General features: G+C 71.9%; 18 protein-coding genes. 12 read left to right on the top strand and 6 right to left on the bottom strand.

Annotated elements, in window-relative coordinates:
• The first annotated feature begins 40 nt into the window (after positions 1 to 40).
• Positions 41 to 484: an ATP-binding protein gene (locus AB0D31_RS12310; RefSeq protein ID WP_362720715.1), complete on the top strand. Its 444-nt coding sequence runs from the start codon at positions 41 to 43 to the stop codon at positions 482 to 484.
• Positions 485 to 527: 43 nt separating this feature from the next.
• Here AB0D31_RS12310 and AB0D31_RS12305 read toward each other — a convergent pair whose 3' ends face one another.
• Both AB0D31_RS12305 and AB0D31_RS12300 read right to left on the bottom strand, forming a co-directional pair.
• Entirely contained in the window at positions 528 to 905 is a 378-nt protein-coding gene (locus AB0D31_RS12305; protein ID WP_362720713.1) for a hypothetical protein, read from the bottom strand.
• Between the two features lie 313 nt (positions 906 to 1,218).
• Positions 1,219 to 1,380: a hydrophobic protein gene (locus tag AB0D31_RS12300; protein ID WP_362720710.1), complete on the bottom strand. Its 162-nt coding sequence runs from the start codon at positions 1,378 to 1,380 to the stop codon at positions 1,219 to 1,221.
• Between the two features lie 333 nt (positions 1,381 to 1,713).
• On the opposite strand from AB0D31_RS12300, the gene AB0D31_RS12295 reads away from it, so the two are divergent.
• Positions 1,714 to 2,433 carry a lytic transglycosylase domain-containing protein gene (locus tag AB0D31_RS12295; protein ID WP_362720707.1) on the top strand — a complete coding sequence of 240 codons (720 nt, stop codon included), beginning with the start codon at positions 1,714 to 1,716 and terminating at the stop codon, positions 2,431 to 2,433.
• Between the two features lie 39 nt (positions 2,434 to 2,472).
• Here the strand turns inward: AB0D31_RS12295 and AB0D31_RS12290 are convergent, their stop codons facing one another.
• Complete coding sequence (locus tag AB0D31_RS12290) at positions 2,473 to 2,865, bottom strand: nuclear transport factor 2 family protein (protein ID WP_362720704.1); 393 nt, start codon at positions 2,863 to 2,865, stop codon at positions 2,473 to 2,475.
• 297 nt (positions 2,866 to 3,162) lie between these two features.
• Between AB0D31_RS12290 and AB0D31_RS12285 the strand changes: the two genes are divergently transcribed.
• From AB0D31_RS12285 to AB0D31_RS12275, 3 genes are all read left to right on the top strand, one after another.
• Positions 3,163 to 3,363: a DUF6229 family protein gene (locus AB0D31_RS12285; RefSeq protein WP_362720701.1), complete on the top strand. Its 201-nt coding sequence runs from the start codon at positions 3,163 to 3,165 to the stop codon at positions 3,361 to 3,363.
• 134 nt (positions 3,364 to 3,497) lie between these two features.
• Positions 3,498 to 6,326: a type 2 lanthipeptide synthetase LanM family protein gene (locus AB0D31_RS12280; protein WP_362720698.1), complete on the top strand. Its 2,829-nt coding sequence runs from the start codon at positions 3,498 to 3,500 to the stop codon at positions 6,324 to 6,326.
• 93 nt (positions 6,327 to 6,419) lie between these two features.
• Positions 6,420 to 7,175 carry an endonuclease/exonuclease/phosphatase family protein gene (locus AB0D31_RS12275; RefSeq protein WP_362720695.1) on the top strand — a complete coding sequence of 252 codons (756 nt, stop codon included), beginning with the start codon at positions 6,420 to 6,422 and terminating at the stop codon, positions 7,173 to 7,175.
• A gap of 43 nt (positions 7,176 to 7,218) precedes the next feature.
• On the opposite strand, the gene AB0D31_RS12270 is transcribed toward AB0D31_RS12275, so the two are convergent.
• On the bottom strand, positions 7,219 to 8,730 hold the full coding sequence (locus tag AB0D31_RS12270) for an arabinofuranosidase catalytic domain-containing protein (RefSeq protein WP_362720692.1): 1,512 nt from the start codon (positions 8,728 to 8,730) through the stop codon (positions 7,219 to 7,221).
• 400 nt (positions 8,731 to 9,130) lie between these two features.
• Here AB0D31_RS12270 and AB0D31_RS12265 point away from each other — a divergent pair, with 400 nt between their 5' ends.
• Positions 9,131 to 9,991: a Rieske 2Fe-2S domain-containing protein gene (locus AB0D31_RS12265; protein ID WP_362720689.1), complete on the top strand. Its 861-nt coding sequence runs from the start codon at positions 9,131 to 9,133 to the stop codon at positions 9,989 to 9,991.
• Between the two features lie 136 nt (positions 9,992 to 10,127).
• Here AB0D31_RS12265 and AB0D31_RS12260 read toward each other — a convergent pair whose 3' ends face one another.
• A complete protein-coding gene (locus AB0D31_RS12260; RefSeq protein WP_362720686.1) occupies positions 10,128 to 11,504 on the bottom strand; it encodes a lipase family protein in 1,377 nt (458 codons plus the stop codon).
• Positions 11,505 to 11,986: 482 nt separating this feature from the next.
• Between AB0D31_RS12260 and AB0D31_RS12255 the strand changes: the two genes are divergently transcribed.
• The gene (locus tag AB0D31_RS12255; protein WP_362720683.1) at positions 11,987 to 12,760 is read left to right on the top strand and encodes a polysaccharide deacetylase family protein; all 774 of its coding nucleotides are present in this window, start codon (positions 11,987 to 11,989) and stop codon (positions 12,758 to 12,760) included.
• Between the two features lie 85 nt (positions 12,761 to 12,845).
• On the top strand, positions 12,846 to 13,169 hold the full coding sequence (locus AB0D31_RS12250; protein WP_362720680.1) for a hypothetical protein: 324 nt from the start codon (positions 12,846 to 12,848) through the stop codon (positions 13,167 to 13,169).
• Positions 13,170 to 13,286: 117 nt separating this feature from the next.
• On the opposite strand, the gene AB0D31_RS12245 is transcribed toward AB0D31_RS12250, so the two are convergent.
• On the bottom strand, positions 13,287 to 16,097 hold the full coding sequence (locus AB0D31_RS12245; protein ID WP_362720677.1) for a LuxR family transcriptional regulator: 2,811 nt from the start codon (positions 16,095 to 16,097) through the stop codon (positions 13,287 to 13,289).
• A 346-nt stretch (positions 16,098 to 16,443) separates the two neighbouring features.
• Between AB0D31_RS12245 and AB0D31_RS12240 the strand changes: the two genes are divergently transcribed.
• The 4 genes from AB0D31_RS12240 to AB0D31_RS12225 all read left to right on the top strand — a co-directional run bounded on the left by AB0D31_RS12240 (position 16,444) and on the right by AB0D31_RS12225 (position 21,639).
• On the top strand, positions 16,444 to 18,201 hold the full coding sequence (locus AB0D31_RS12240; RefSeq protein ID WP_362720674.1) for a putative Ig domain-containing protein: 1,758 nt from the start codon (positions 16,444 to 16,446) through the stop codon (positions 18,199 to 18,201).
• A 377-nt stretch (positions 18,202 to 18,578) separates the two neighbouring features.
• Entirely contained in the window at positions 18,579 to 20,105 is a 1,527-nt protein-coding gene (locus AB0D31_RS12235) for a PP2C family protein-serine/threonine phosphatase (RefSeq protein ID WP_362720787.1), read from the top strand.
• The gene (locus AB0D31_RS12230) at positions 20,102 to 21,211 is read left to right on the top strand and encodes a B12-binding domain-containing protein (protein ID WP_362720671.1); all 1,110 of its coding nucleotides are present in this window, start codon (positions 20,102 to 20,104) and stop codon (positions 21,209 to 21,211) included. Before AB0D31_RS12235 ends, AB0D31_RS12230 begins: the two co-directional genes overlap by 4 nt.
• Positions 21,208 to 21,639: an STAS domain-containing protein gene (locus AB0D31_RS12225; RefSeq protein ID WP_362720668.1), complete on the top strand. Its 432-nt coding sequence runs from the start codon at positions 21,208 to 21,210 to the stop codon at positions 21,637 to 21,639. Before AB0D31_RS12230 ends, AB0D31_RS12225 begins: the two co-directional genes overlap by 4 nt.
• The last annotated feature ends 43 nt before the right edge of the window (positions 21,640 to 21,682 follow it).

Below are 21,682 nucleotides of genomic sequence, written 5' to 3'. Positions count from 1 at the left end.
AGACGGATACGGACAAGGCCGGCCGGCGTACGGAGGAGCAGTGGCGAAGGACTCATCCCTGAGGGCCGTCGGATGGGCGCGCTCCCTTCCGCTGAACAGCAGCGTGAAGGAGGCGAGGGACTGGACACGGGCCCATCTGCGCACCCTGGAGTGGGCTCACCAGGAACCGGATGTGACGGACGCGGTGCTCCTGACCGTGTCCGAACTCGTCACCAACGCCCATGTGCACGCCCATAGCGCGGCCCAGTTGATTCTCACCTGGGACGAGCAGTGTCTGCATGTGACGGTGCACGACGCATCGCCCCGGCTTCCCGAGCCCCGTGGTCCCGACCGCGAGGCCCTTGGAGGGCGCGGCCTGCTCCTGATCGACGCCTTGGCCGACGAGTGGCACGCCTACCCCTGCCCCCGCGGCAAGAACGTCACCGCCTGCTTCCAGCCGCCCTCCGTCGCCGACGCCGACCCGGAGACACAGGTGACCGCCTGATCACAGCCTCGGCGTGGGGCCCCGGGTCGCACGGTTCGGGGACTCACAGCTCCAGGAGGGGTTCCAGGGCGCGTAGTTGACGGCGGATGTCGTCCAGTGGCTCGGTGTGCTCGCGGTGCAGGACCAGGTAGATGAAGATGCCGCCCTCGCGCAGATGCGGCAGGGGCCGGATCACGTGTAATTCGGTGGCGAGTGTGATGAGGATGTCCTCGACGCTGTCCGGGGTGTAGCCGAGGAGTTCCAGGGTGTAGAGCTTGGCCCGCATGACGTCGCTGTCCCCGTACGCGACCTTCTCCATGTCGAGACCGCTGCCTCGGTCGAGCGAGCCCAGAACACTGCGCTGCTGGAAATCGACGATGGCGACGCCGGTGGCGCCGCCGATCGCGAGCGCCTTCTCCAGAGCGTTGTCGACGCTGTCCATCCGTGTACGTCTTCCTTTGAGGAGGCGCGTCCTGGCGGTGACTTCGCGGAGGGGCGGAAGCTGACCGGGGCGTGCCTGGGATATGGAGGTGCGCGGTTCCCTGCGCCCGCAGGCACGAGCCCGGCCAGCACCTGCCGCCTACCCGGGATACGGGCCTGCATGGCGTTTCTCGGGACCGATGCCCGCGAGATCGAGCCACTGTTTTCGCGAGCCGGAGGTCGAAGGGGGAGGGGAGGGGAGGGGAGGCGGGGCGGGGGGCGCAGCGACAGGGCTGGACCCGTCGGGGTCCAGCCCTGCGTGGCTTCCGGCGGCGCTACCAGCGGTACCAGCGACCGCTTCCGCCGCGGGGTCGTGCGACGAACCCGATGAGCCACACGGCCAGGACCACGATGGCTATCCACCACAGTGCCTTCAGGGCGAACCCGGCGCCGAACAGGATGAGGGCGAGCAGGAGAACGAGCAGCAGGGGAACCATGGCTATCAACCTCCGGTCCGCCGTGTGCCCCGGCAGCAACCCGCCACACCGGGGAATGTGCCGGATTGGGATGCGCTTTTCCGGGAGTCCGCACAGGACTTCGAGCCGGGGCTTGCATCCGTCCGGCTCCCCGTACGACACTCCTGTAACTTAGGTGCCTCGGTACCTCTCAACTCAACGACAGAGCCGCATGCCGCCCGTGCATCAAGTGGCGCCTTCCGTAAGGGAGTTGTCCGAGGGGCGTTCCTCCCGCGATGGAGCAGTTGGGGGGAGGGCAAAGGCAACGATTGCGTTCGCGACGTAAACCGTGCGGATGCGCCGGAAGGAAAGCGTGTGAGCCGGATATCGGCACGGGGATTCGCGGTGGCGTCCGCGACCGCGGTCACCACCGTTGGCGCCGTCGTCGGCGTTGCCGCAGGCGGCCCCGCGGCCGCCTCGAACGACTCGATCGAGGCGACCGCCGCCGACTCGACGCTGCTCGCCGACCTACCCGCAGGGCAGCAGGCGCAGGTGCAAACCGCGTCCCTTGCCCAGCAGGCTGACGCCCAGTCGGCGCAGGCCAGCGCCGCCGCGAAGAAGTCGGCCGAGGAAGCCGCTCGCATCAAGGCGGCGCAGGACGCGAGGACGAAGAAGGACGCCGCCCTCAAGGACAAGGCGAGCAAGGACAAGGCCGACAAGGACGCGAAGGATGCGAAGGCCCGCGACCTGGAGACCCAGGCCGCCAGCCGCGCCGAGAGCCGCAGCACCTTCAAGGTCCAGAGTTCGTACTCGGTCTCCGATGTGCAGGCGATCGCCCGTCAGATCGTGCCCGGCGACCAGTTCCAGTGCTTCAGCAACATCGTGAACAAGGAGTCGAGCTGGAACTACACCGCCAGCAACGGCTCCGCCTACGGTCTCGTCCAGGCCCTGCCGGGCTCCAAGATGAGCTCGGCCGGCTCCGACTGGCAGACCAACCCGGCCACGCAGATCAAATGGGGCCTCAACTACATGAACGGACGCTACGGGAGCCCGTGCGGCGCCTGGTCGTTCTGGATGACCCATCACTCGTACTAGGCAGTCTCCTCCGGCTCGGGCGCAGCGTCGCCGGGGCGGTCAGCGGGCGCTGCCGAGGTCTCGGTCGGCGTTGCTGCCCTGGAGCATGAGAGTGGTTTCCTCGATGCGGCGGAACCGGCCCTCGGGGGTGAGGTCGGCGAAGACGTACACCTCCATGGAGACCGTGGCGCCGTCGGTCTTGGTGACGTGGCAGGTGTGCCGGTCGGCGTACTTGTCGCCGTCGTACAGCTCCTCGTGGACCTCCACACGGCCGTCGGCGACGATGCCCCGCAGGTGGCCGATGTGGTCGAGGAACCCGGCGCGGTCGGCCCACTCGCCGTCGGTGCGCTGGCGGTAGTCGGGGGAGAAGTGCCGGTCGGCCGCCTCGGCCAGGGTGATGTCCCGGTTGAAGAGAAGGTCGTTGAGAGCGGCTTCGATACCGGTGCGCGACATGGTGAGGTCCTTTTCGTGGGTGCTGAAGTTGGTGGGCGCTGAAGGCAGGGAAGAGAGAGCGAGCCAGTGATGCGTGCGCTGCGCACGCTTCGCTCGCACTGTAGCACCGGATGTGTGCGCCACGCACGCTATGAGGGTGAACTCCGCCCGGCCTCCGGACCAAGGCGCCCGGGATACGTGTGCTACGCATCTCCGACCGAAACAACTTGGCCGGATCGCTCGGCTGACGCATGTTCGGATATGGCCATACTCGGGCCTGGGCGATCCGACCCGATCCCTCTGTCCCGGAGGCCGCTGATGTCGCAGACCGGTGTTTCCGCAAGCACTGTGCTCAACGCCTGGCTGTCAGGCGCCGATAGCGCGTACGGCCAGCTCAACCCCGCAGGCCCGCTCTACGTCGGCGGCGCCGCCGCCGAGGCCGCGCTCACCGACCCGAGCGACTCCCTCTACGGCTTCTGCTCCAGCCCGAGCGGTTCGCACGGGAGCTGGTGCTGCTGACCGTCGCAGGCACCCCGGGCCCCTTGTGGAACGACGTCCCACAAGGGGCCCGCTACGTGACCGGCCGCCCGCCACGCGGGCTCCTCCAGGGCGCCGAGCGGCGCCGACTCCCGCCGAGACAGGGACGGTTGACGGTGAGCGGAACCAGGTCTTCGACGACGGACGACACGGAACACTTCACCCGGCCCGTACGCGCCATCGCCCGCCCCTGGCGGGACGAACTCGCCCGGCGGCTGGCCGCGGTGAGGACACTGGGGCAGCAGGAGAGGGACGTACTCCTGCAGGCGGGCCACCAAGCGCTCCTCCGCTCACTGCACGCCAAACTGTCCCGCCTGTTCCTCATCGAACTCCACGCGCTGCGCCTGGCCGAAACGGGTGCGGACAGCGTGCCAGGAGCAGACGCCCGCACGGCGGCCTGGGACGCGTTCATCGAGCAGGCGAGCGAGGACGGCTACCTCGGCCGGATCGCCGACCGGTACCCGACCGTGGGCGCGCGCGTCGCGTCCGTGGCGCGGCTCTCGGTGGCGGCCACGGCGGGCTTCGCGGAGCGGCTGGCCGCGGACCGCGCCCTGCTGAGCCCGCTCCCCGGCGCCCCCGCTGGGGAGTTGCGGGCCATCACCTTCGGAGCGGGCGATTCCCATCAGGGCGGACTCACCGTCAGCCGGGCCGACTTCGTCGGCGGGACCGTGATGTACAAACCCCGGCCGTCCGAAGCCGACGTGGCGCTCGGCGCGTTCCTGGACGACGTGTTCGACGGCCTGCCCGGCGCCCCCGCGCCCGGTCAACGCATCCGCGTGCCCAGGACACTGGCCCGCGACGGCTACGGCTGGGCCGAGTTCATCCAGCACCGCTACTGCACGGACGAAGCCGAACTCGCCGTCTTCTACCGCAACCTCGGGCACTGGCTGGCCGTGCTCCGCTTCACCGGCGGCACCGACATGCACGCCGAGAACATGATCGCCGCAGGGTCCGTGCCGGTGATCGTGGACGCCGAGACACTCTTCGACGCCCCCGCTCCCTTCCCGCCCGGCGGCCGGGGCGACGCCGTGGACGTGGCGGCCGCGGCCATCCGCCGCACCGTGCTGCGCACCGGACTCCTGCCCGTACGCGGCACCGGCTTCGCGCTCGGCGGCGTCGACATCTCCGGAATCGGCGCCCTGCCCGGCCAGCAGCCGCTTATCCCGCACCCCGTGATCGCCGACGGCGGCACCAACGCGGCACGCTTCGAGGTGGACCTGGTGGCCATGCCCGCCGCGGGCAACCATCCCGCGGCCACGCCCGCCCTGAGCACCTACTGGGACCGCGTCCTTTCCGGGTTCCGCGACATGACCGCGCATCTGCGCCGCCCCGGGACCGACCCGTACCGCCTGCTGCGCCGCTTCGAGGGCGCCCGGGCCCGGCGGATCCTGCGCCCGACCCAGGCGTACGTCGACATCGGCCGCATGCTGTGGCACCCGGCCTCCCTGCACGACGAGGCCGCAGCGGTCGAGCGCGCCGGGGACATCCTGCGGCGCAACGCCGACGTTCTGCCCGGCGCGCCGACCGACCGCGCAGCCATCGACGGCGAGATCGCCGACCTGCTCATCGGCGACGTGCCGATGTTCGGCTTCACCGTGGACGCGGACGCCGTGCGCGCCACCATCGAGGACTGGCGCACCGCCGACCTGGCCCTTGAGGAGGCGGTGATCCAGGACGCGCTGGTGGGCGCCTACCTCAACGAGCGTTCGCTGCCCACCCGGGTGCAGGCCGCCGCCGTCGACCCGCACGCCCGCGACCGCGAGCGCCGCCGGCGCGCGCTCGCCGCCCAGATGGTGCGCCGGCTGTGCGACGGCGCGGTACGCGGCGAGGACGCCACGGCCACCTGGATCAGCCCCGTCTTCACCCCCGCCGGCTGGTCGATCAGGGTACTGCCCGCCGACCTCTACACCGGCCAGGGCGGCGTGACGCTCACCCTCGCCGAGTACGCGAGCGAAGTACGGGCCGGGCGCGCGGACCATGTGCCGGGCGTGGACGAGACGTTCGAGGGCGCCCTGCGGGTGCTCATGGCCACGGAGGACCGGACACCCACACCGTCGGCCGGAGCCTTCAGCGGCGCCGCCTCACAGGTGTGGACATGGCTGGCGCTCCACCGCGTACTGAGCGAGGACTGGCTGGTGCGGCGGGCCTGCGAGCGTGCCGCGCTGCTCACGGAGGGGCCACTGGTCGAGGACGACGCGGAAGTGGACCTCCTCAACGGGACGGCCGGTGCGATCGTGCCCCTGCTCGACCTGGCCGCCGCCACCGGGCAGGACCGCTGGCTCGGCGCCGCCGCCCACATCGGCCGCCGCCTCGCCGGGCTCGCGGTGACCGACGCCGCGGGCGCCCGTTGGCCGACCCGCCTCAACCCGGAGGGCATCGGCGGCTTCGCGCACGGCGCCACCGGCATCGGCTGGGCGCTGAGCCGGCTCGCCCTCACCGACGCGGGCTCCGCGGCCGACCGGCACGACTGGAGCCGTCTCGCCGAGCGGGCCTTCGCCTACCAGGAGTCGCTCTACCGACCCGATGACAGCAACTGGCTCGATGTGCGCATCGGCGCCGAGGAGGACTTCTTCACCAGCTGGTGCCATGGCAGCGCGGGCATCGGCATCGGCATGCTCGACCTCCACCAGCGCACCGGCGACCCCGCCCACCTCGACATGGCCCGACGGGCCGCCGACGCCTGCGCGGCGGAAGGCTTCGGGTGGAGCCACACCCTGTGCCACGGCGACCTTGGCTCCTGGGAGTTCCTGACCTCCATGAAGTACGGCGACCCCGCCGACCTCGACGCCGAGATCCTCACCGGCCTCGAACAGCGCGGCCCGGTCGGCGGCCTGGCCCGCGAGGCGTTCTCGCCGAGCCTCATGTCCGGCCTCGCCGGAGTCCTCCACACCCTCCTGCGCATGCACCCCGCGGCCCGCCTCCCCAACCCCCTCCTCCTCGACTGACCACTCCCCTCCGCCTCGGGTCCGCCTCGGGTCCGCCTCGGGTCCGCCTCGGGCCGGCTCCACGCGGGGTCTCCCGATGCGTATGGTGGGGAGATGGACACGGTGGTGCGTGCTGTCACGCTCAACATCTGGGGGCGGGGCTCTGTCTGGTGGCGCCGCCTGCCGCTTGTCCGGGCCGAACTCGCCCGTCTCACGCCCGACATCGTGGGCCTGCAAGAGGTGTGGCGCAAAGGGTCGCGGTGCCAGGCGGAGCAGATCGCCGACGCCCTGGGCTACCACGTCACGTACGCACCGGCCGCCACGCGGCGCAACCGTGCCGTCCAGGGCAACGCCCTGCTCAGCCGGGAGCCCGTCACACGCTACGAGGTGCTCCCGCTGCCCACCCCGGCCGGCGTCGAGCCCCGGTCGGTGCTGCGCGCGGAGGTCGGCTCGACGACCGTACTCGTCACCCATCTGACCTGGGAGTGGGAGCACACGCAGATCCGGCAGCGGCAGGTGCGGTCTCTGGCGGAGCTCGCGTCGGGAAGCGAGCGGCGGGACGTCGTGGTCCTGGCCGACCTCAACGCGGCTCCGGACACCGAGGAGATCCGGTGGCTGACCGGCCGGCTCACGGACGCGTGGGCGTCCGCGGGCGCCGGACCGGGCCATACCTTCACGCCCGCCAACGGGTTCGCCCGCAAAGACCGCGAACCCGCGCGGCGCATCGACTTCGTCCTCACCGACGGACTGCGGGCGGAACGCGCCGAGTTGGCGTTCACCACACCGGTGCGCACGGGCCGACGGACGGTGTGGCCGTCCGACCACTTCGGAGTGGTCTGCGATCTCACCTCGCAGCCGCGCCCGTTGTAGTCAGTCGGCCGAACCGACCGCCTGTGCAGGCCAGTTGGGAGGCTCAGCCGAGCTGGAACTTCTGGGCCCCGCTGCCGTTGCAGTCCCAGATCTGGAGCCGGGTGCCGTTGGCGGTCGCGCCGCTCGGGGAGTCGAGGCACCGGCCGGACTGCGGGTTGAAGAAGGAGCCGTCCGAGCGGGCCACCCAGTTCTGACCGCCGACGCCGTTGCAGTCCCACAGCTCGACCTTGGTGCCGCCGGCCGTGCCGTTGCCGTTGATGTCCAGGCAGCGCCCCAGGGTGCGCAGCGTTCCGTCGGCGAGGTGCGCCCAGTGCTGGTCCTCGGCGTACTTCTGGCAGGCCCACAGCTGCACCGCGGCACCGGCGGTCCCGGTGTCGTCGGCCGCCACGTCCACGCAGGTGCCGCCGGGACCGGTGAACTTCCGCTGGTCGCCGTTGGGTTCGTCGGTCTGGCCCGTGTATCCGACGGAGGTGATGTCGGCCTGTACGGCGTCCTCCGTGGAGCCGGTGGGATAGCCGGCGACCATCACACCCTCGAAGAAGGTGCCGCGGTTCCAGTTGCTGTTGTCACCGCCGGTGCCCAGGATGATGCCGCCTTCCTGCTGCATCGGCTGATACCCGCCGCGGTTGGGCAGCGCGCCCTCCCACCAGGTCGACAGGGCGCCCGACTGGGCGTTGCCGCCCTTGAGCGCGTACGTGGTCCGGCCGTTGTTCTTGAGCACCGCGGTGACGTACGCGGTGCCGTTGCCCAGGTTGACGGTGTTGGAGCCGTTGGCCCCCTGGAACATGCCGTTCTCCAGGTCGGCCTCCACCCAGGGCCCCGATCCGGTGCAAGGAGCGAAGTAGCAGGTGGTGGCGATGGACACGGCGTCCATGTGGCCGTTGCCGGTGTCGGCGGGGGTGCGCTCCGCGTTGCCGTAGTCGAAGCAGCAGGCGGAGCCCACGTGGGTGCCGCTGGCGACCATGTAGGCGCCCTCGGCCTGGCCGTTGACGGCGGTGCCCGACGCCTGGCCGCTGGAGCGGTAGCCGACGCCGGGCGAGATCCAGATGCCGTACACCTTGTGTCCGCCTGCCGTCACCGCGATCTCGGAGGCGTCGGCGCCCCGGTCGGCCCCCATGCCCGCGGTGCCCGCGGGACCGGGCAGGAGGTCGTTGTGGCGCGCGGTCTGGTCGTAGACCTTGCTGATCGAGCAGGTGGTGGCGCGGCAGAAGGCGTCCTGGGCGGCGGCGTTGGCGTATCCGCCGGGGGACAGGAGCCCGATGTCCGATACGGCCCCGTCGGAGGCCCGCTTCACCTGGTACAGGGCGCCGTTGTAGGAGCCGATGAGGGCACGGGTTGTGCTGTGCGCCGCGACGCACGGGGTGCCGGCGCTGCCGTAGATGTCGCACGGTAAGGAAGGCGCGGCCTGTGACGCGGCGGGCAGCGCGAGGAGCGTGCCCAGCACGACGGACAGGACGGCGAGGACGGAGAGCACGGCCCGCCACGCGCGGGCGCGACGGTCGTTGTCCGGGGCGTGCGGCTGCGGCCGGGCGGGCGAGAGAGGCGTTCTGCGCATGCGGTGCTCCTGAGGGGATGAGGGGGCCTCAAAAGGTTGGCGTGACACGCGAGTTGCCAGGGTGCGGCAGGGTTGGAACGTAGACCCGCTGTTTGGTTTCGTCAATGTTTGTTGCTTCGAAGTGCTGGTACTTGAGAGAAGATTTGGGAATTCCGGCCGTTCGGCCGCCGGTCGCTTCTGTCCCGCGGCGCGCGTCCCTGTACCAGCTCCTCCGCGAACCCGCCAGCGGGCGGGGGCCGGTGCGCCGACGAGGCTCGTGTCCGGGTAGAAGTGGCCGCTTGGCCGTTTGGTCGTGGGCCCCAGGGGTTAACCGGTTCCCATGCGATTCCTGTCAGCGAAGTCGGTGCCGGCCGGGGCGGGCTCCCCGGGACGAGGCCATGGGGAAGGGTGTGATGTCACGTTGCAGTCCCTGCTCAAGGCGCTGGACTCGCTCGGCGAACTCAAGCAGCTGGACAGGATCATCGGCCCGTTGCAGAAGGCCGTACGGGCGGCGCCTCTGGGGCCGTACCGTGCCGTTCTCCAGGGCCGCCCGATCGGGCATCCGCTCCACCCCGTGCTGGTCCAGGTGCCCATCGGCTCGTGGACGTCCGCCGCGGTACTCGACCTGCTGCCCGGGGCCGGGCGTCATGCGCGGCTTCTGGTGGGCATGGGCGTGGTCTCGGCCGTCCCCGCGGCCTGGGCGGGGTGGGTGGACTGGGCCGAGCAGCCCGAGCGACAGCTGCGTACCGGCGTGGTGCACGCGGCGTCCAACGGTGTGGCCATCGGTCTGTACGCAGGTTCGTGGGTCGTCCGGGGCCGCGGCAAGCCGGTGCTCGGCCGGCTGCTCGGGTTCGCCGGGCTGACCGTGGCCAGCGTCGGCGGCATGATCGGCGGCCACCTCGCCTTCCGGCAGGCGGTCGGCTCCAACAAGACGGAACCCGTCGACCACCTGGTGGAACCGGGGTGGCACCCGGTGGGCAGCGCCGCGGAGTTCACTGAGGGCGAGGCTGCCCGGCGCATGCTCGGCGAGGTCGCCCTGCTCGTGGTGAAGGAGCCGGACGGCGCGTTTCATGTGCTCGTCGACCGGTGCAGTCACATGGCCGGCCCGCTGTCCCAGGGCAAGATCGCCGATGGGTGTGTCGAGTGCCCGTGGCACGGCAGTGTCTTCCGTCTGGCCGACGGCCAGAACGTAGGAGGGCCGGCCACGGCACCCCAGCCCACCTTCGAGACCCGGCTGACCGAGGACGGCGTACTGGAGGTAAGGCTCCCCGAGGCGCTCTGAGCGGGCCCCGGTCCGCGCTCACCCCGGTCCGCGCTCACCCCGGTCCGCGCGGGCCCCGGTCCGCGCTGACCCCGTGCCGCGCTGGCCCCGCTCGCGCATGGGGCGAGGCCCGGGCGCGAGCGGGACGCGTGAGCCTTCAGGAGGCCGGCTTCTCCGGGGCGAGCGAGTTGCCCGCGGGGATGCGCCCGCAGTCGGAGGGCGCGCTCTTGCCCGCGAAGCGGTCATTGAGCCAGCCCAGCGCCTGGGGGGCCCAGGGCACGATGGCGCCGACATGACTCAGCACGCCGTACTGCTGGTACTTGATCGCCTTGTTGCCGGTGTCGCAGTACTGGCGTGCCAGCGTACGTACGTCGCCGGCGACCATGACGCCGTCGCCGGTCCCGATGCCCGGCAGGTTGCTGAAGGTTCCCTCCAGCACACCGCCGTTGCCCTGCGCGATGAACCCGGGGACGGTCGGAGTGGCCGCCGAGCCGAGGTTCAGCTTGTTGACGGCCTGGAGGAACTCCGGCACGGAGTTCGGGTCGGCGTACTCCGGCTTCGCCAGCTTCTTCCACGTCAGGCCGGGGTACTGGCCGAGCGCGTTGACGATCGACCCGTTCTCCAGCTTGCTGTACACCTCCAGACCGTAGCTGCTCATGTAGGGCTTGAGGTCGATGCCGAACGAGCGCGAGGCGCCGATGAGCGCCATGGGGATGACGCCGGCCCAGATGGCGCTCCCGTCCACGTACTTGAGGTTGTGCGCCGGGTCGACGAGGAGCCCGCCCTCGGTGAAGCCCACCAGGTTGCGGTTGACGTCCGGCGCGTAGCTCGGCGCCAGGGTGGCCGCCCACTGGGTCGCGATGGCGCCGCCCGAGTATCCGATGAGACCGAACCGCGTGGAGGCGTTCATGCCGGTCTCGGGGGATCTGCCGACGGCGCGGATCGAGTCGAGCGTGGTGGTGCCGTACTCGGGACCGGCCGCGAAATCGGCGCTCTGCCCCTCGGTGTCCGGCACGACCACGTCGTATCCCTGGAGCAGGAACGGCACCAGGACGAGGGCTTCCGCGTTGGGCAGCACACCCCCGAGGCTGACATTGCCGGCGATCGCCCTGGACGGGCCGTCCGCGGGGTTCAGTGAGTCGTACGCCGACTGGTAGGAGACGGCCTTGCTGCCGTCGCCGCCCGGGCTGCGCACCACCGAGGTCACGCCTACGGAGGGACGGCCCTGGGCGTCGGTCGTGCGGAACAGCAGCTGAACGGCCTTGACCGGCGTGGGGATGCCGAGGACGTGGTATTGAAGCGTCCGCGTCTTCAACACCGTGCCGGGCGCGAACGAGGACAGGGGCTCACTGCCGTCGTAGGCGTAGAAGGGATCGCTCCCGGCGGCCTTCGCCACCACGGACGGGGCGGAGGAGGCCGCGGGGGCGGAGGAGGGTGCGGACGGAGCGGCCGCGGCGGCCGAGACCGGCAGGGCGGCGACGGTCAGGGCCGTGATGGCTGCGGTGGCCAAGTGGCGTACGGCGGTTGTGGGCATGAATACCTCGGCTCGCTGGATGGACCTGGGGGATGAGCGACGCACGTGTTACTAGAGGTAACGGGGGCTGTAAGTTACCAAGAGGTAAGTCCGTTGCACAGGGATGCGGCAGGAGTTTGTGTCCGGCCGCGCGTCGGCGGGGGTGCGGGCAGGGTCGGACGTCTTCGTCGCCGACGAGGACGGACGGCGGGCTCCGCGGAGCGCTCGCGGCGGGTGTCGTGCCGCAGAGCGCGCGGGGCGGGCGTGGTGCCGCGGGGCGGGCGGGCGATGTGGTGCCGCAGGGCGGGAGCGTGATGGGGTGCCAGATCCAAGCGGGTCAAGTGGTGCTTTTCCGGGCGTGGTTCACGCCGGGTTGTCCGTGCGCTCCCACGAACTTGTCCGCGCTTCGTAACAGAGGCATCCCCTTGGCCCGGTTGGCTCGTCCTGTGGGGTGGTCGGACGGCGACCGGGTTCGGTGAGGGACTGCGCGAATGGGGCGGGACATGGCACGGCACGGCGGTGGGCGGGGCTGGTACGGCAAGGTCACGGGGGCGGCGCTCGGAGTGACGTTGCTCGCCACGGGCGTTTCGGTGTGGACCGCGCAGGCCGGCACCGCGGACACCCCGCCGCCCAAGGGCTCCGCCTCGGCCGCCCCGGCAGCCGGCCTCAAGCCGGTCGCGGACACCATCGCCCACTCCTCGGACGCCGGCCCGCGCGGCGTCAACATCACCATCGACGACGGCCCCGACCCCGCCTGGACCCCTCAAGTCCTGGATTTGCTGCGGGAGTTCGGGGTCAAGGCGACCTTCTGCATGGTGGGGACACAGGCGCAGGCACACCCGGACCTCGTGAAGAAGGTGGTCGCCGCCGGGCACCGTCTTTGCGACCACACCGTTTCGCACAACACCGCCATGGACAAGGCGTCCCAGGCCTACCAGTCGCAGCAGATCCTCGACGCCGAGAGCATGATCACCAAGGCGTCCGGCGGCGTCCGGCCCCTGTACTACCGCGCGCCCGGCGGGGCCTTCACCCCCTACAGCCGGCAGCTCGCCGCCTCCCGCGGCATGCGTCCGCTGGGCTGGAACGTGGACAGCAAGGACTTCGAGCGTCCGGGCGTGAACACCATCGTGGCCACCGTCGAGCGCGAGCTGCCCAACGGGCCGACGGTCCTCTTCCACGACGCGGGCGGCGACCGCAGCCAGACCCTCCAGGCGCTGCGCAGGCTGCTGCCCAAGCTCAAGCAGCAGGGGTACTCGTTCGGTTTCCCGGTGCACTGAGCTTCGCGGAACTCCTCGTATGGTTCAGTGCGTTGACCAGAGGCAAGCAATTGGACCCGCGATTCAGCAGAAAGCAGGACGGCACATGACGTACGAGCAGCCGCTGCCCGAGCCCGACCCGGAGGCCGAGGGGCCCACGGAGGCGGAGCGGGCCGGGCGTGAGGCCGTGCGCCGCCAGGCCCAGGGGATGGGACACCATGAGGCCGCCCAGGCGTTCCGGCGTCTCGCCGCCGCGCCCGACAGCCCGTCGGAGGACGAGGCGGAAGGCCAGGAGGACCAGGCCGACGGCGGGCGGCGTCTCGCCGAACTGGCCGAGTGGGAGCGGATCGTGGATCAGCTGTCCCTGCACGCCGGCACCTACGACATCGATACGGACCCGTACGTCCAGGGCGAGCGCGCGGCGCACTGACGTCCGGCCGTCCGGCTCTCCGGCGTCGGCGGGCCCATGCCGGCACCGGGTCCGTCCGGCGTCGGCAGCGTCGTGTCGCCTCTCGGCCGGCGGCGTCAGGACGGCGGCAGCGTCGTGTCACATCCCCGCCGACGGCGTCAGGACGGCGGTGAGCTGGGTGCGGTTGCGGACGCCGAGCTTGCGGTAGATGCGGCTGAGCGTCGACTCCACCGTCTTGCGGGAGACGAACATCTGCTGGGCGGCCTCCTGATTGGTGCAACCGGAGCAGATCAGCCCCGCGAGACGGAGTTCATGGGCTGTCAGGTGTATGCCGGGCGCGGGCCGCGCGGCGCCACCGCCCGAGCCCGAAGGCAGTCCCGCAAGGCGTACGAGGTGCTCTTCGGCGAGCGCCGCCCAGGGCAGGGCGTCCGCGCTCTCGAAGAGGGCGTGTGCCTGCTCCCAGGCGGTACGGGCGGCGGCGGAGCGGCGTCGGCGTCGTTCGACACGGCCGCGGAGGAGCAGGGTGCGCCCCTCCTCCACGGGCGTACCCAAGGCGTTGAAAGCGCGCGTGGTGTCGTCGAGGAGTTCCACGGCGCCGTCGCTGTCGCCGTCGTGGTGCAGGCACAGGGCGCGCGATCGGGTCAGCGCGGCCCGCAGCATCGCATGGGCGCCGTGCGGTGTGACCGTGTGCTGCATGCGGTCGAGCAGGGCGTACGCACGGGGGAGCCGCCCCGCGGACGCGAAGGCCTCGACGGCGTCGGCCTGCCAGCGCAGCACCGCGGGATCATGGGCGCCCGACTGCTCCTCCAGGTCGGCCACCTCCGCGAGCGCCGCTGCGGCCCGGTCGGCGTGTCCGCTGTGCAGATGGACGGCTCCCATGATCCACAGGCTGCGGGTGGTGTGCAGCGCGTCATGCTCGGCGCGGGAGGCCCGCAGGGCCCACGTCGCGTACTGCAACGCCTGCCCGAACGAGCCTCCGTGACTGTGGGCCAGCGCGGTCGTGTACCAGGCAGGCCCCGGTGACAGGTCCGCGGTCGCCGTGACGGACAAGGCGCTGTCGGCCCATCGCAGGGCGCGGGAACACGCGCCGAGCGCCGAGTCGACCTCGGCCAGACTGCGCCACACCTCCGCGAGGTCCTCCGCGCATCCCGCGGCCAGGGCGAGCGGCAGCAGATCCATCAGGGCGGCCCGCGCCTGCGGGAGCCGGCCGTCGAACACGGCATGGCGTGCGGCCAGGTACTCGGGGCTGTTGCGGATGCCCATGCGCAGCGGCGCAACGCCGAGCGCGAGCGCCCTCGCCAGGGTGACGGGCGCCGCCCCCAGGCGCCCGAGGACACGTTCCATGCGGGCCACCATCGTCAGAGCGGCGGACTCCAAGGCCACGTCGGCGGCGGCGCGTGCCAGCAGCGCCGCCGTGTTCGCGTGGTGGAGGGCGCGCGCGGAGTCGCCCGACGCGACGTTGGCCTGCACGGCGGCACGCAGTTCGATGGCTGCCAGCAGGGACGGGTCCGGCCCAGCGGCCCGCCGGGCCGCGGTGAAGACGGGCTCCGCGCCGGTCAGATCCTGGCCGTATGCGTCAATGACCGCAAGCAGCGCGCTGACCTGCTGGGACGGTGAACCCCGGTCCTCGACGATGTCGTAGGCCGCTCGACGCGCGAGGTCCCGGGCTCCTGCGACCGCCGCGCTGCGCGCGGCCTCGGTCAGCCGCTCCAGTCGCATCTCGTGCCGGTCGACCGGAGTCAGGCGGGCCGCTGCCAGCAGGAGTTCGGCGGCGAGTCTGCTGTCGCCCGCGGCGCGCGCCGACACGGCCGCGGCCGCCGTGTCCCGGGCCGTCGCCGCGTCGGTGCCGTCCTGGGCGAGGGCGCGGTGCCAGGCCGCTCGGACCGGATCACGGACGGCGCCCGCGAGGGCGCGGTGGGCGCGGCGCCGCTCGCGCGCGTCGGTGGTGAAGGGAGCGGCGCGGGTCAGCGCCTGCGCCGCGAACCGTATGCGGACGGCCGCCGATGCATGCGCCGGCGCCGGCTCCCGCGCGATCAGCAGCCCGGTGCGCAGCCCGTACGTCACATGGTCCTCGGCGTCCGGGCAGCCGGCCCGTCGCAGCAGGTCGGCATCGGCGTCGGGGGTCAGGGCCACGGTGCGCAGGGTGGCGAGGATCTCGTCGGGGGCTGTGTCCAGCCAGGATGCGGCGAGTTCGTCGGTCCGGCGCAGAGACAGGGAAGCGAGATGGCCGGTCGGGGCGTCCGGGTTCGGACGGGCGTCGTTCAGGTCGGCGCAGCACGCGGCCAGCAGAGCGCGGTGGCCGCCGCAGTACCGGTGGACGGCGGTGGCCCAGCGGGCCGGCAGGCCCAGGCCGTCGAGCAGCGACGCCGTCTCGTCCAGACTCGCCGGCTCCACGGAGAGCACGAAGGGATGGCCGCCCAGCAGCCCCACTGCCCGAGCGGGCCGCTCCACGCACCGTTCGCTCGCCACGACCGCGAGCAGATCGAGCGGAAGCGTCCGTGCGCAGTACTCCACGACATCGGCGGTCACCGCGTCGAGCCACTGCACGTCCTCGACGACGAGCAGCGTTCCGGGCCGATGTGCCATCGCTCGCGCCGCCGCGCCGCGCAGCCCGAGCCGTGCCGCCGGATCTTCCGCAGGCAGGGCGCTCGCGAGCAGGGCGCCCGCGGGCGGCGCGCTCGCGAGCAGGGCGCCGTCCCAGAGTTGGGCCAGCCCGGCACAGGGTGTCTGCCGGTCCGCTTCCCGGGCGTGCACGCGCAGTACCCGCCGGTCCGTCCGCGCCACCAGGTCGCCGATCAGAGTGGTCTTGCCCGAACCCCAGGGCCCGTGGACGGCGAGCCTGCCGTGCCGCTTCAGTGCCGCGGAGCCCGAGCGGACGAGGGAGTCCCACCCGCCGGGGCCGCCGCTGCCGCAGGTGTCGCCACTCGCTTCTCCACTCGGACCGCTCACATCGCGCACGGTAGGCGTCCAGCGGGCCGTGGCCAAGAGAGCGGCGGAGGTTGCCGCGGATGCAAGGGAGTTCCCTGACGCGCACAACTGCCCGTGTGGAGGCGGTGAGTTGTCGCCTATGTCGAGAAGTTCTCCGTCCTGTCGCGCGGTGTTCGCCGTCCGATGTCCCGTCCGTGGCCGTCGATCAGGGCGGAACACGGCAAGGGACTTTCCGGATGTTCAGGTGCCCTCGGACCCGGCGAGCCTGGGCTCACCCCAGTGGCCGCAGCTCGTGCTCCCACCGCGCAACCCCGGTCTGTCCGCGCGAGCTCCGGCCACCACCAGCCTCAAAGGAGTGTGTCCCCCCATGCGTTCACCGACCTACCGGCGCGCCGCGGCCACGGCCGCGGCCGTGGCCGCCTTCGCGGGCCTGGCAGCCCTGCCCGCCCATGCCCGCGCCCTGCCGGTCCGCGCCCTGCCCGCCTTCGCGCCGGAGCCTTCGGTTCCGGCGGACGTACGGGCGGCCATGGCCCGCGACCTCGGCCTGACCCCCGTGGGCGTACGCCTTCGTATAGCCGCCGAGCGTGACGCCGACCGGTCCGCCACGACCCTGCGTGCGACCCTCGGCGACCGTCTCGCCGGGCTGTGGTTCGACGCCGCGGACGGCCGTCTGCACGCCGATGTCACCGCCGTCGCCGACGGTGCCGCGGTGGAACGCGCGGGAGCCGTTCCCCGCGTGGTGCGGCATTCCGCTGCTCAACTCGCCGACACCACGCGGTTGATCACCACCTGGGGCGGCCCCGGGGCGGGCCTGCTGTCCTGGGGGCCTGACCCACGTGCCAACCGAATCGACGTGGTTCTCGACCCCGACCGGGCCGGCGCCGCGACGTCACTCGTGCGCAGTCGGCTGGCCTCGCTCGGCGATCTGGTGAGCGTGACCGTGTCGCGCGACACGCCCCGTCAGCAGGGTGGGTCCGTGGTGGGCGGGGAGTCATGGGTGCCGGGCACGGAGAGCCCGTGCTCCATAGGCTTCCCCGTCACCCGCTCGGGCGGCGCGAAGGCGTTTCTGACGGCGGGGCACTGCACCAATGACGTCGACCAGCCGGCGTACGGCAAGGACGGCACCCGCATGGGTACGTCCAACAAGAACGGCACCGGCAGCGTCGACTCCGCGGACGGCGACTTCGGCATCGTGGACGTCGACCAGGCGGGGTGGGACCTGTCGTCGAAGGTGTCCGGGTGGGGCAAGGGCGATGTGAACCTGACCGGTTCCGAGGACGCCCTCGTCGGTACCGCCGTCTGCCATTCCGGCCAGACCACCGGCTTCCAGTGCGGCGAGGTGACGAAGGTCGACCAGACCGTCGACTACGGCAACGTCGTCATCAACGGGCTCTCCTACACGAGCGCCTGCTCCGCGGGCGGCGACTCGGGCGGAAGTTACGTGACCGCGACCGGCGGCAAGGCGGTCGGCCTCCACTCGGGCGGCGGAAGCGCCACCTGCTCCAGTGGGAGCGGGGAGAAGTTCACCATCTTCCAGCCCGTGAACGAGGCGCTCGCCACGTTCGGCGCGACGCTCGCCACCGTGTCGTCCCAGCCGGGCGAGGTCACCGTCGGCGCCGTCGCCGCCAGGTCCAACCCCACGGGCAGCGCGGTGGAGTTGCGCAACAGCGCCGAGGGCGGCACGGCACCGTACACATGGAGCGCGACGGGACTGCCTCCGGGCCTCGGCATCGAGGCGACCACGGGAACAGTCTCGGGCACCCCGTCGAAGACGGGCACGTACGCCGTCACGGTCACCGCGACCGACCATGCGGGCAAGTCCGGCTCGGCCGGCTTCACCTGGACCATCACCGCCCCCGGCACCGGTGGGCCGACCCTCGGCGATCCGGGGAGCCAGAGCGTGTACGTGGGGCGTCCGGTCAGCCTCGCGCTGCACGCGGCGGGCGGGACCGGCCCGTACACCTTCACCGCCGCCAACCTGCCCGCGGGGCTGACCATCGGCTCCACGACCGGCGTCGTCTCGGGTACCCCCACGGCCTGGGGATCACGCAACGCGACCTTGACGGTCACCGACGCGGCGGGCAGGAAGGCCTCCGTCGCCGTCGCCTTCACGGTGTGGTTCTGAGCGTCGTCGCCGGGCTGGACCGGCCGGGCCTGCCATGGCGTCATCTTCCGCACATCTGTGCCCCGTTGCGAACGCGCCGCCCGAAGGCGCGGACAACCACGGCGCGATGTCCGGTTGATGGTGAAATGGTGGTACCGGTCGGCGGGGGGCGCGGTTGTCATGAGGCGGTGAATGGGGGATGGTTGCCGAACGGCAACGTTTCCTATGAGGGTGTGAGGTGAGGGATTCGCACAGCGGATCCTCGACATTTGGTGTCTACCACCGACGCGGTAACCGACGTCGACGCAAGGGGAGGTTCCCTGTGGAGCAAAGCCCCCTACCCCGTCCTGATAGCTGACCTTCAGGGCGCGATCGTCCTGGTCAACGAGGCAGCCGGCATGCTCCTGCCCAAGGCGCGGCCCGGTGTGCGGATGGTGGACGCCGTCCCGTCCTGGCTGGCGTCCGCGCACGCCGCGCTGCGCGTTCCCCGCCAGGACGACGGTGAGAGCCCCACCATCCGCTCCGGCACCGTGGACGGCCGCGTCTTCGAGGCCCACCCCACGGTGGAGGACGCCGGCACCGTGCTGTGGTGGCTCGTCGACGCCACTGACCAGCGCCTGGCGCAGGAGGCGCTGCGCAGGGAGCGCGCACGGACCGCGTTCCTCGGCAAGGCCTCCAACTTGCTGCTGTCCTCGCTGAATCTGGACCGCTGCACCCACGTCACCGCGCAGATGGCGGCCGAGCACCTCGCCGACGCGGTGCTCGTCGTCGCTCCGATGCGCGGCAGCCGGCTGCCCATCGTGTCGTGTCTGCGCGACGGTGCCCCGGTCGAGTCGTCCGCGAGCGTCGACCCGGAGACCGTTCCGGGACTCGCCGAGGCGTTGCAGGGCTTCCCCCCGGTGCCCACGCGCTGGGTGGAACCCTCCACCGTCCCCGACTGGGTGCTGCCCGAGGGGTTCGGGCCCGCCGGATCGATAGTGGTCACTCCGCTTCCGGGGCATGGCGTGCCCGCCGGGGCGCTGATCCTGCTGCGGCGCGCGGGCGCCGACGCGTTCACCACGGAAGAAGAGGTCTTCGCCCGGTTGTTCGCGGCCCGGGCCGGCGCGGCCATGTCGGCCGCCCGCCTGTACGCCGATCAGTCGGCGATCACCGACGTCCTGATGCGGGAACTGCTCCCGCCCGCCCTCCACCAGGTGTCCGGCGTGGACTTCGCGGGCGGCTACCGCCCGTCGGAGGACCACGAGCGGATCGGCGGGGACTTCTACGACGTCCACCCCGCGATCGCCGAGGGCGCGCCCTCGCTCGTGGTGCTGGGTGACGTCTGCGGCAAGGGCCTGGAAGCAGCCGTCCTGACCGGGAAGATCCGTAACACCCTGCACGCGCTGCTGCCGCTCGCCGACGACCACCAGCGGATGCTCGGCCTCCTGAACATGGCGCTCCTCAACTCCCATCACACGCGCTTCGCGACCCTCGTCCTGGCCTCCGCCGTACGGGAGGGCGGCTCGGTCCGCATGCGTGTCACCAGCGCGGGACACCCCCCGCCCATGGTGGTGCGCGCCACGGGCGACGTGGAGGACGCCGACACCCGGGGCACCCTGATCGGTGCGATCCCCGACGTACGCGCCGATACGGCCGAACTGTCCCTGGCGCCGGGCGAGACCTGCGTCCTGTACACGGACGGGTTCACGGAAGCCCGTGGCGGGCCCATGGGTGACGTCATGTTCGGCGAGAAGCGGCTGCGGCGCGTCCTGGCCGAGTGCGCGGGCATGCCGGCCGAAAGCATCGTCGAACGCGTCCAGATGGTGGCGTCCCACTGGGTCGGTAAGGGCCGGCACGACGACATGGCCGTCGTGGTCGTCTCCGCGCCCCGCAACCACCACCTGAGTGCGGTGAACGGCCACACTCGGGGCAGGTTCACCGCATGAGTACAGAACTCCGCACGGCGCCCCTGGACGCGGTGTCCTTGGACCCGGCTGTCTTGCGAGCAGAGCTGTGGGACGCCGTCTTCGCGGGCGACGAGTACACGGCGACCACCCTCGTGCAGCGCGCACTGGACGACGGGCACGACCCGGAGAGCGTCCTGATCGACGTGATCGCCCCGGTGCAGGCCAAGGTCGGCGAGGAGTGGGCCGCCAACCGGATGAGCATCGCCCAGGAGCACGCGGCGACCGCCATCAACGACCGTGCCGTGGCCGCCCTTTCGATGCACCCGGCCGCGCGCACCGCTCCCGAGCGCGGCCGGATCACCGTGGCCTGTGTGGACGGGGAGTGGCACGCGCTGCCCGCCCGTCTTCTCGCCGAGGTGCTGAGGCTGCGGGGCTGGCGCGTCGACTACCTGGGCGCCCAAGTACCCGTCGCCCACCTCGTGGCGCACCTGCACCGCACCGGCCCCGAACTGGTCGCGCTCTCCAGTTCCCTCGCGACCCGGCTGCCCACCGCGCACGCCACGATCACCGCCTGCCAGGCGGCGGGCGTCCCGGTCGTGGCCGGCGGGGCGGCCTTCGGGCCCGGCGGACGCTACGCCCGACTGCTCGGCGCGGACGCCTGGGCCGCCGACGCGCGCCGCGCCGCCGACCACATCGAAAACGTGCCCATCGCCCGGCCGCACCCCGGCCACCAGCAGCTGGACGACCTGCCGCACCTGGACGACCAGGAGTACACGATGGTCACGCGGACGAGGCCGGCCCTCGTACGCGCGGTGATGCGAGGACTGGACGAGGCGTTCCCCGCCATACGGAGCTACAGCGACGTGCAGCGCGAACGCACGGCGGAGGATCTGGCGCACATCGTGGACTTCCTCGCCACCGCGCTCTACCTCGACGACGCCGACCTGTTCACCGACTTCATCGCGTGGACCGCCTCGATCCTCACCGCCCGCGGGGTACCCGCGCACAGTCTGCCGCCCGCCCTGGACCTCCTGGCGGGTGAACTGAAGGACTTCCCGCGCGCGACCCGTCTCCTGCTGTGCGGCGCCGAGCGCATCGCCGCTCCCCGCCCCGTTTCCTTTGCCCCCGCCAGGAACCACCCGTGACCACCTACCCATCGAGCCATCTCAGACTGACGGCGAGCGACACCGAGACCACCGTGCGCATAGAGCTGCGCGGCGACCTCGACTACGACAACGCCGACATCCTCCTGGAAGCGGTCACCGGCAAGCTGACCGACCATCCCCGCCTGCGCGATCTGCACCTGGGCTGCGCGGGGCTCGGCTCCGTCGACTCGACGGGGCTGTCGGTCCTTCTCATGATCCGCCGCCGCACCGACGCGGCCCACGTCGCCCTGCATCTGGAGGAGCGCACTCCGGCACTCGACCGGCTCCTGACGATCACAGGTAGCCTGGATTACCTCACGGGGGGCGCGAACGGAGCCGCACGCGAGGCCTCCGGCACGGGAGAACCCCGCGCGGAGACGGAGGATGCCATACCGGCCCGCCCCACCGGACCGGACAGCAGTGCCTGACCCGAGCCGACCGCTCCGAGCCCGCGGAGAGCAGGGCCGGGTA

This window comes from Streptomyces sp. NPDC048361 (assembly GCF_040651795.1).
In the GTDB taxonomy this organism is placed as follows: Bacteria; Actinomycetota; Actinomycetes; order Streptomycetales; family Streptomycetaceae; genus Streptomyces.
Note: the sequence above shows the minus strand (reverse complement) of the source record. Positions and strands in the feature narration are given on the sequence as shown.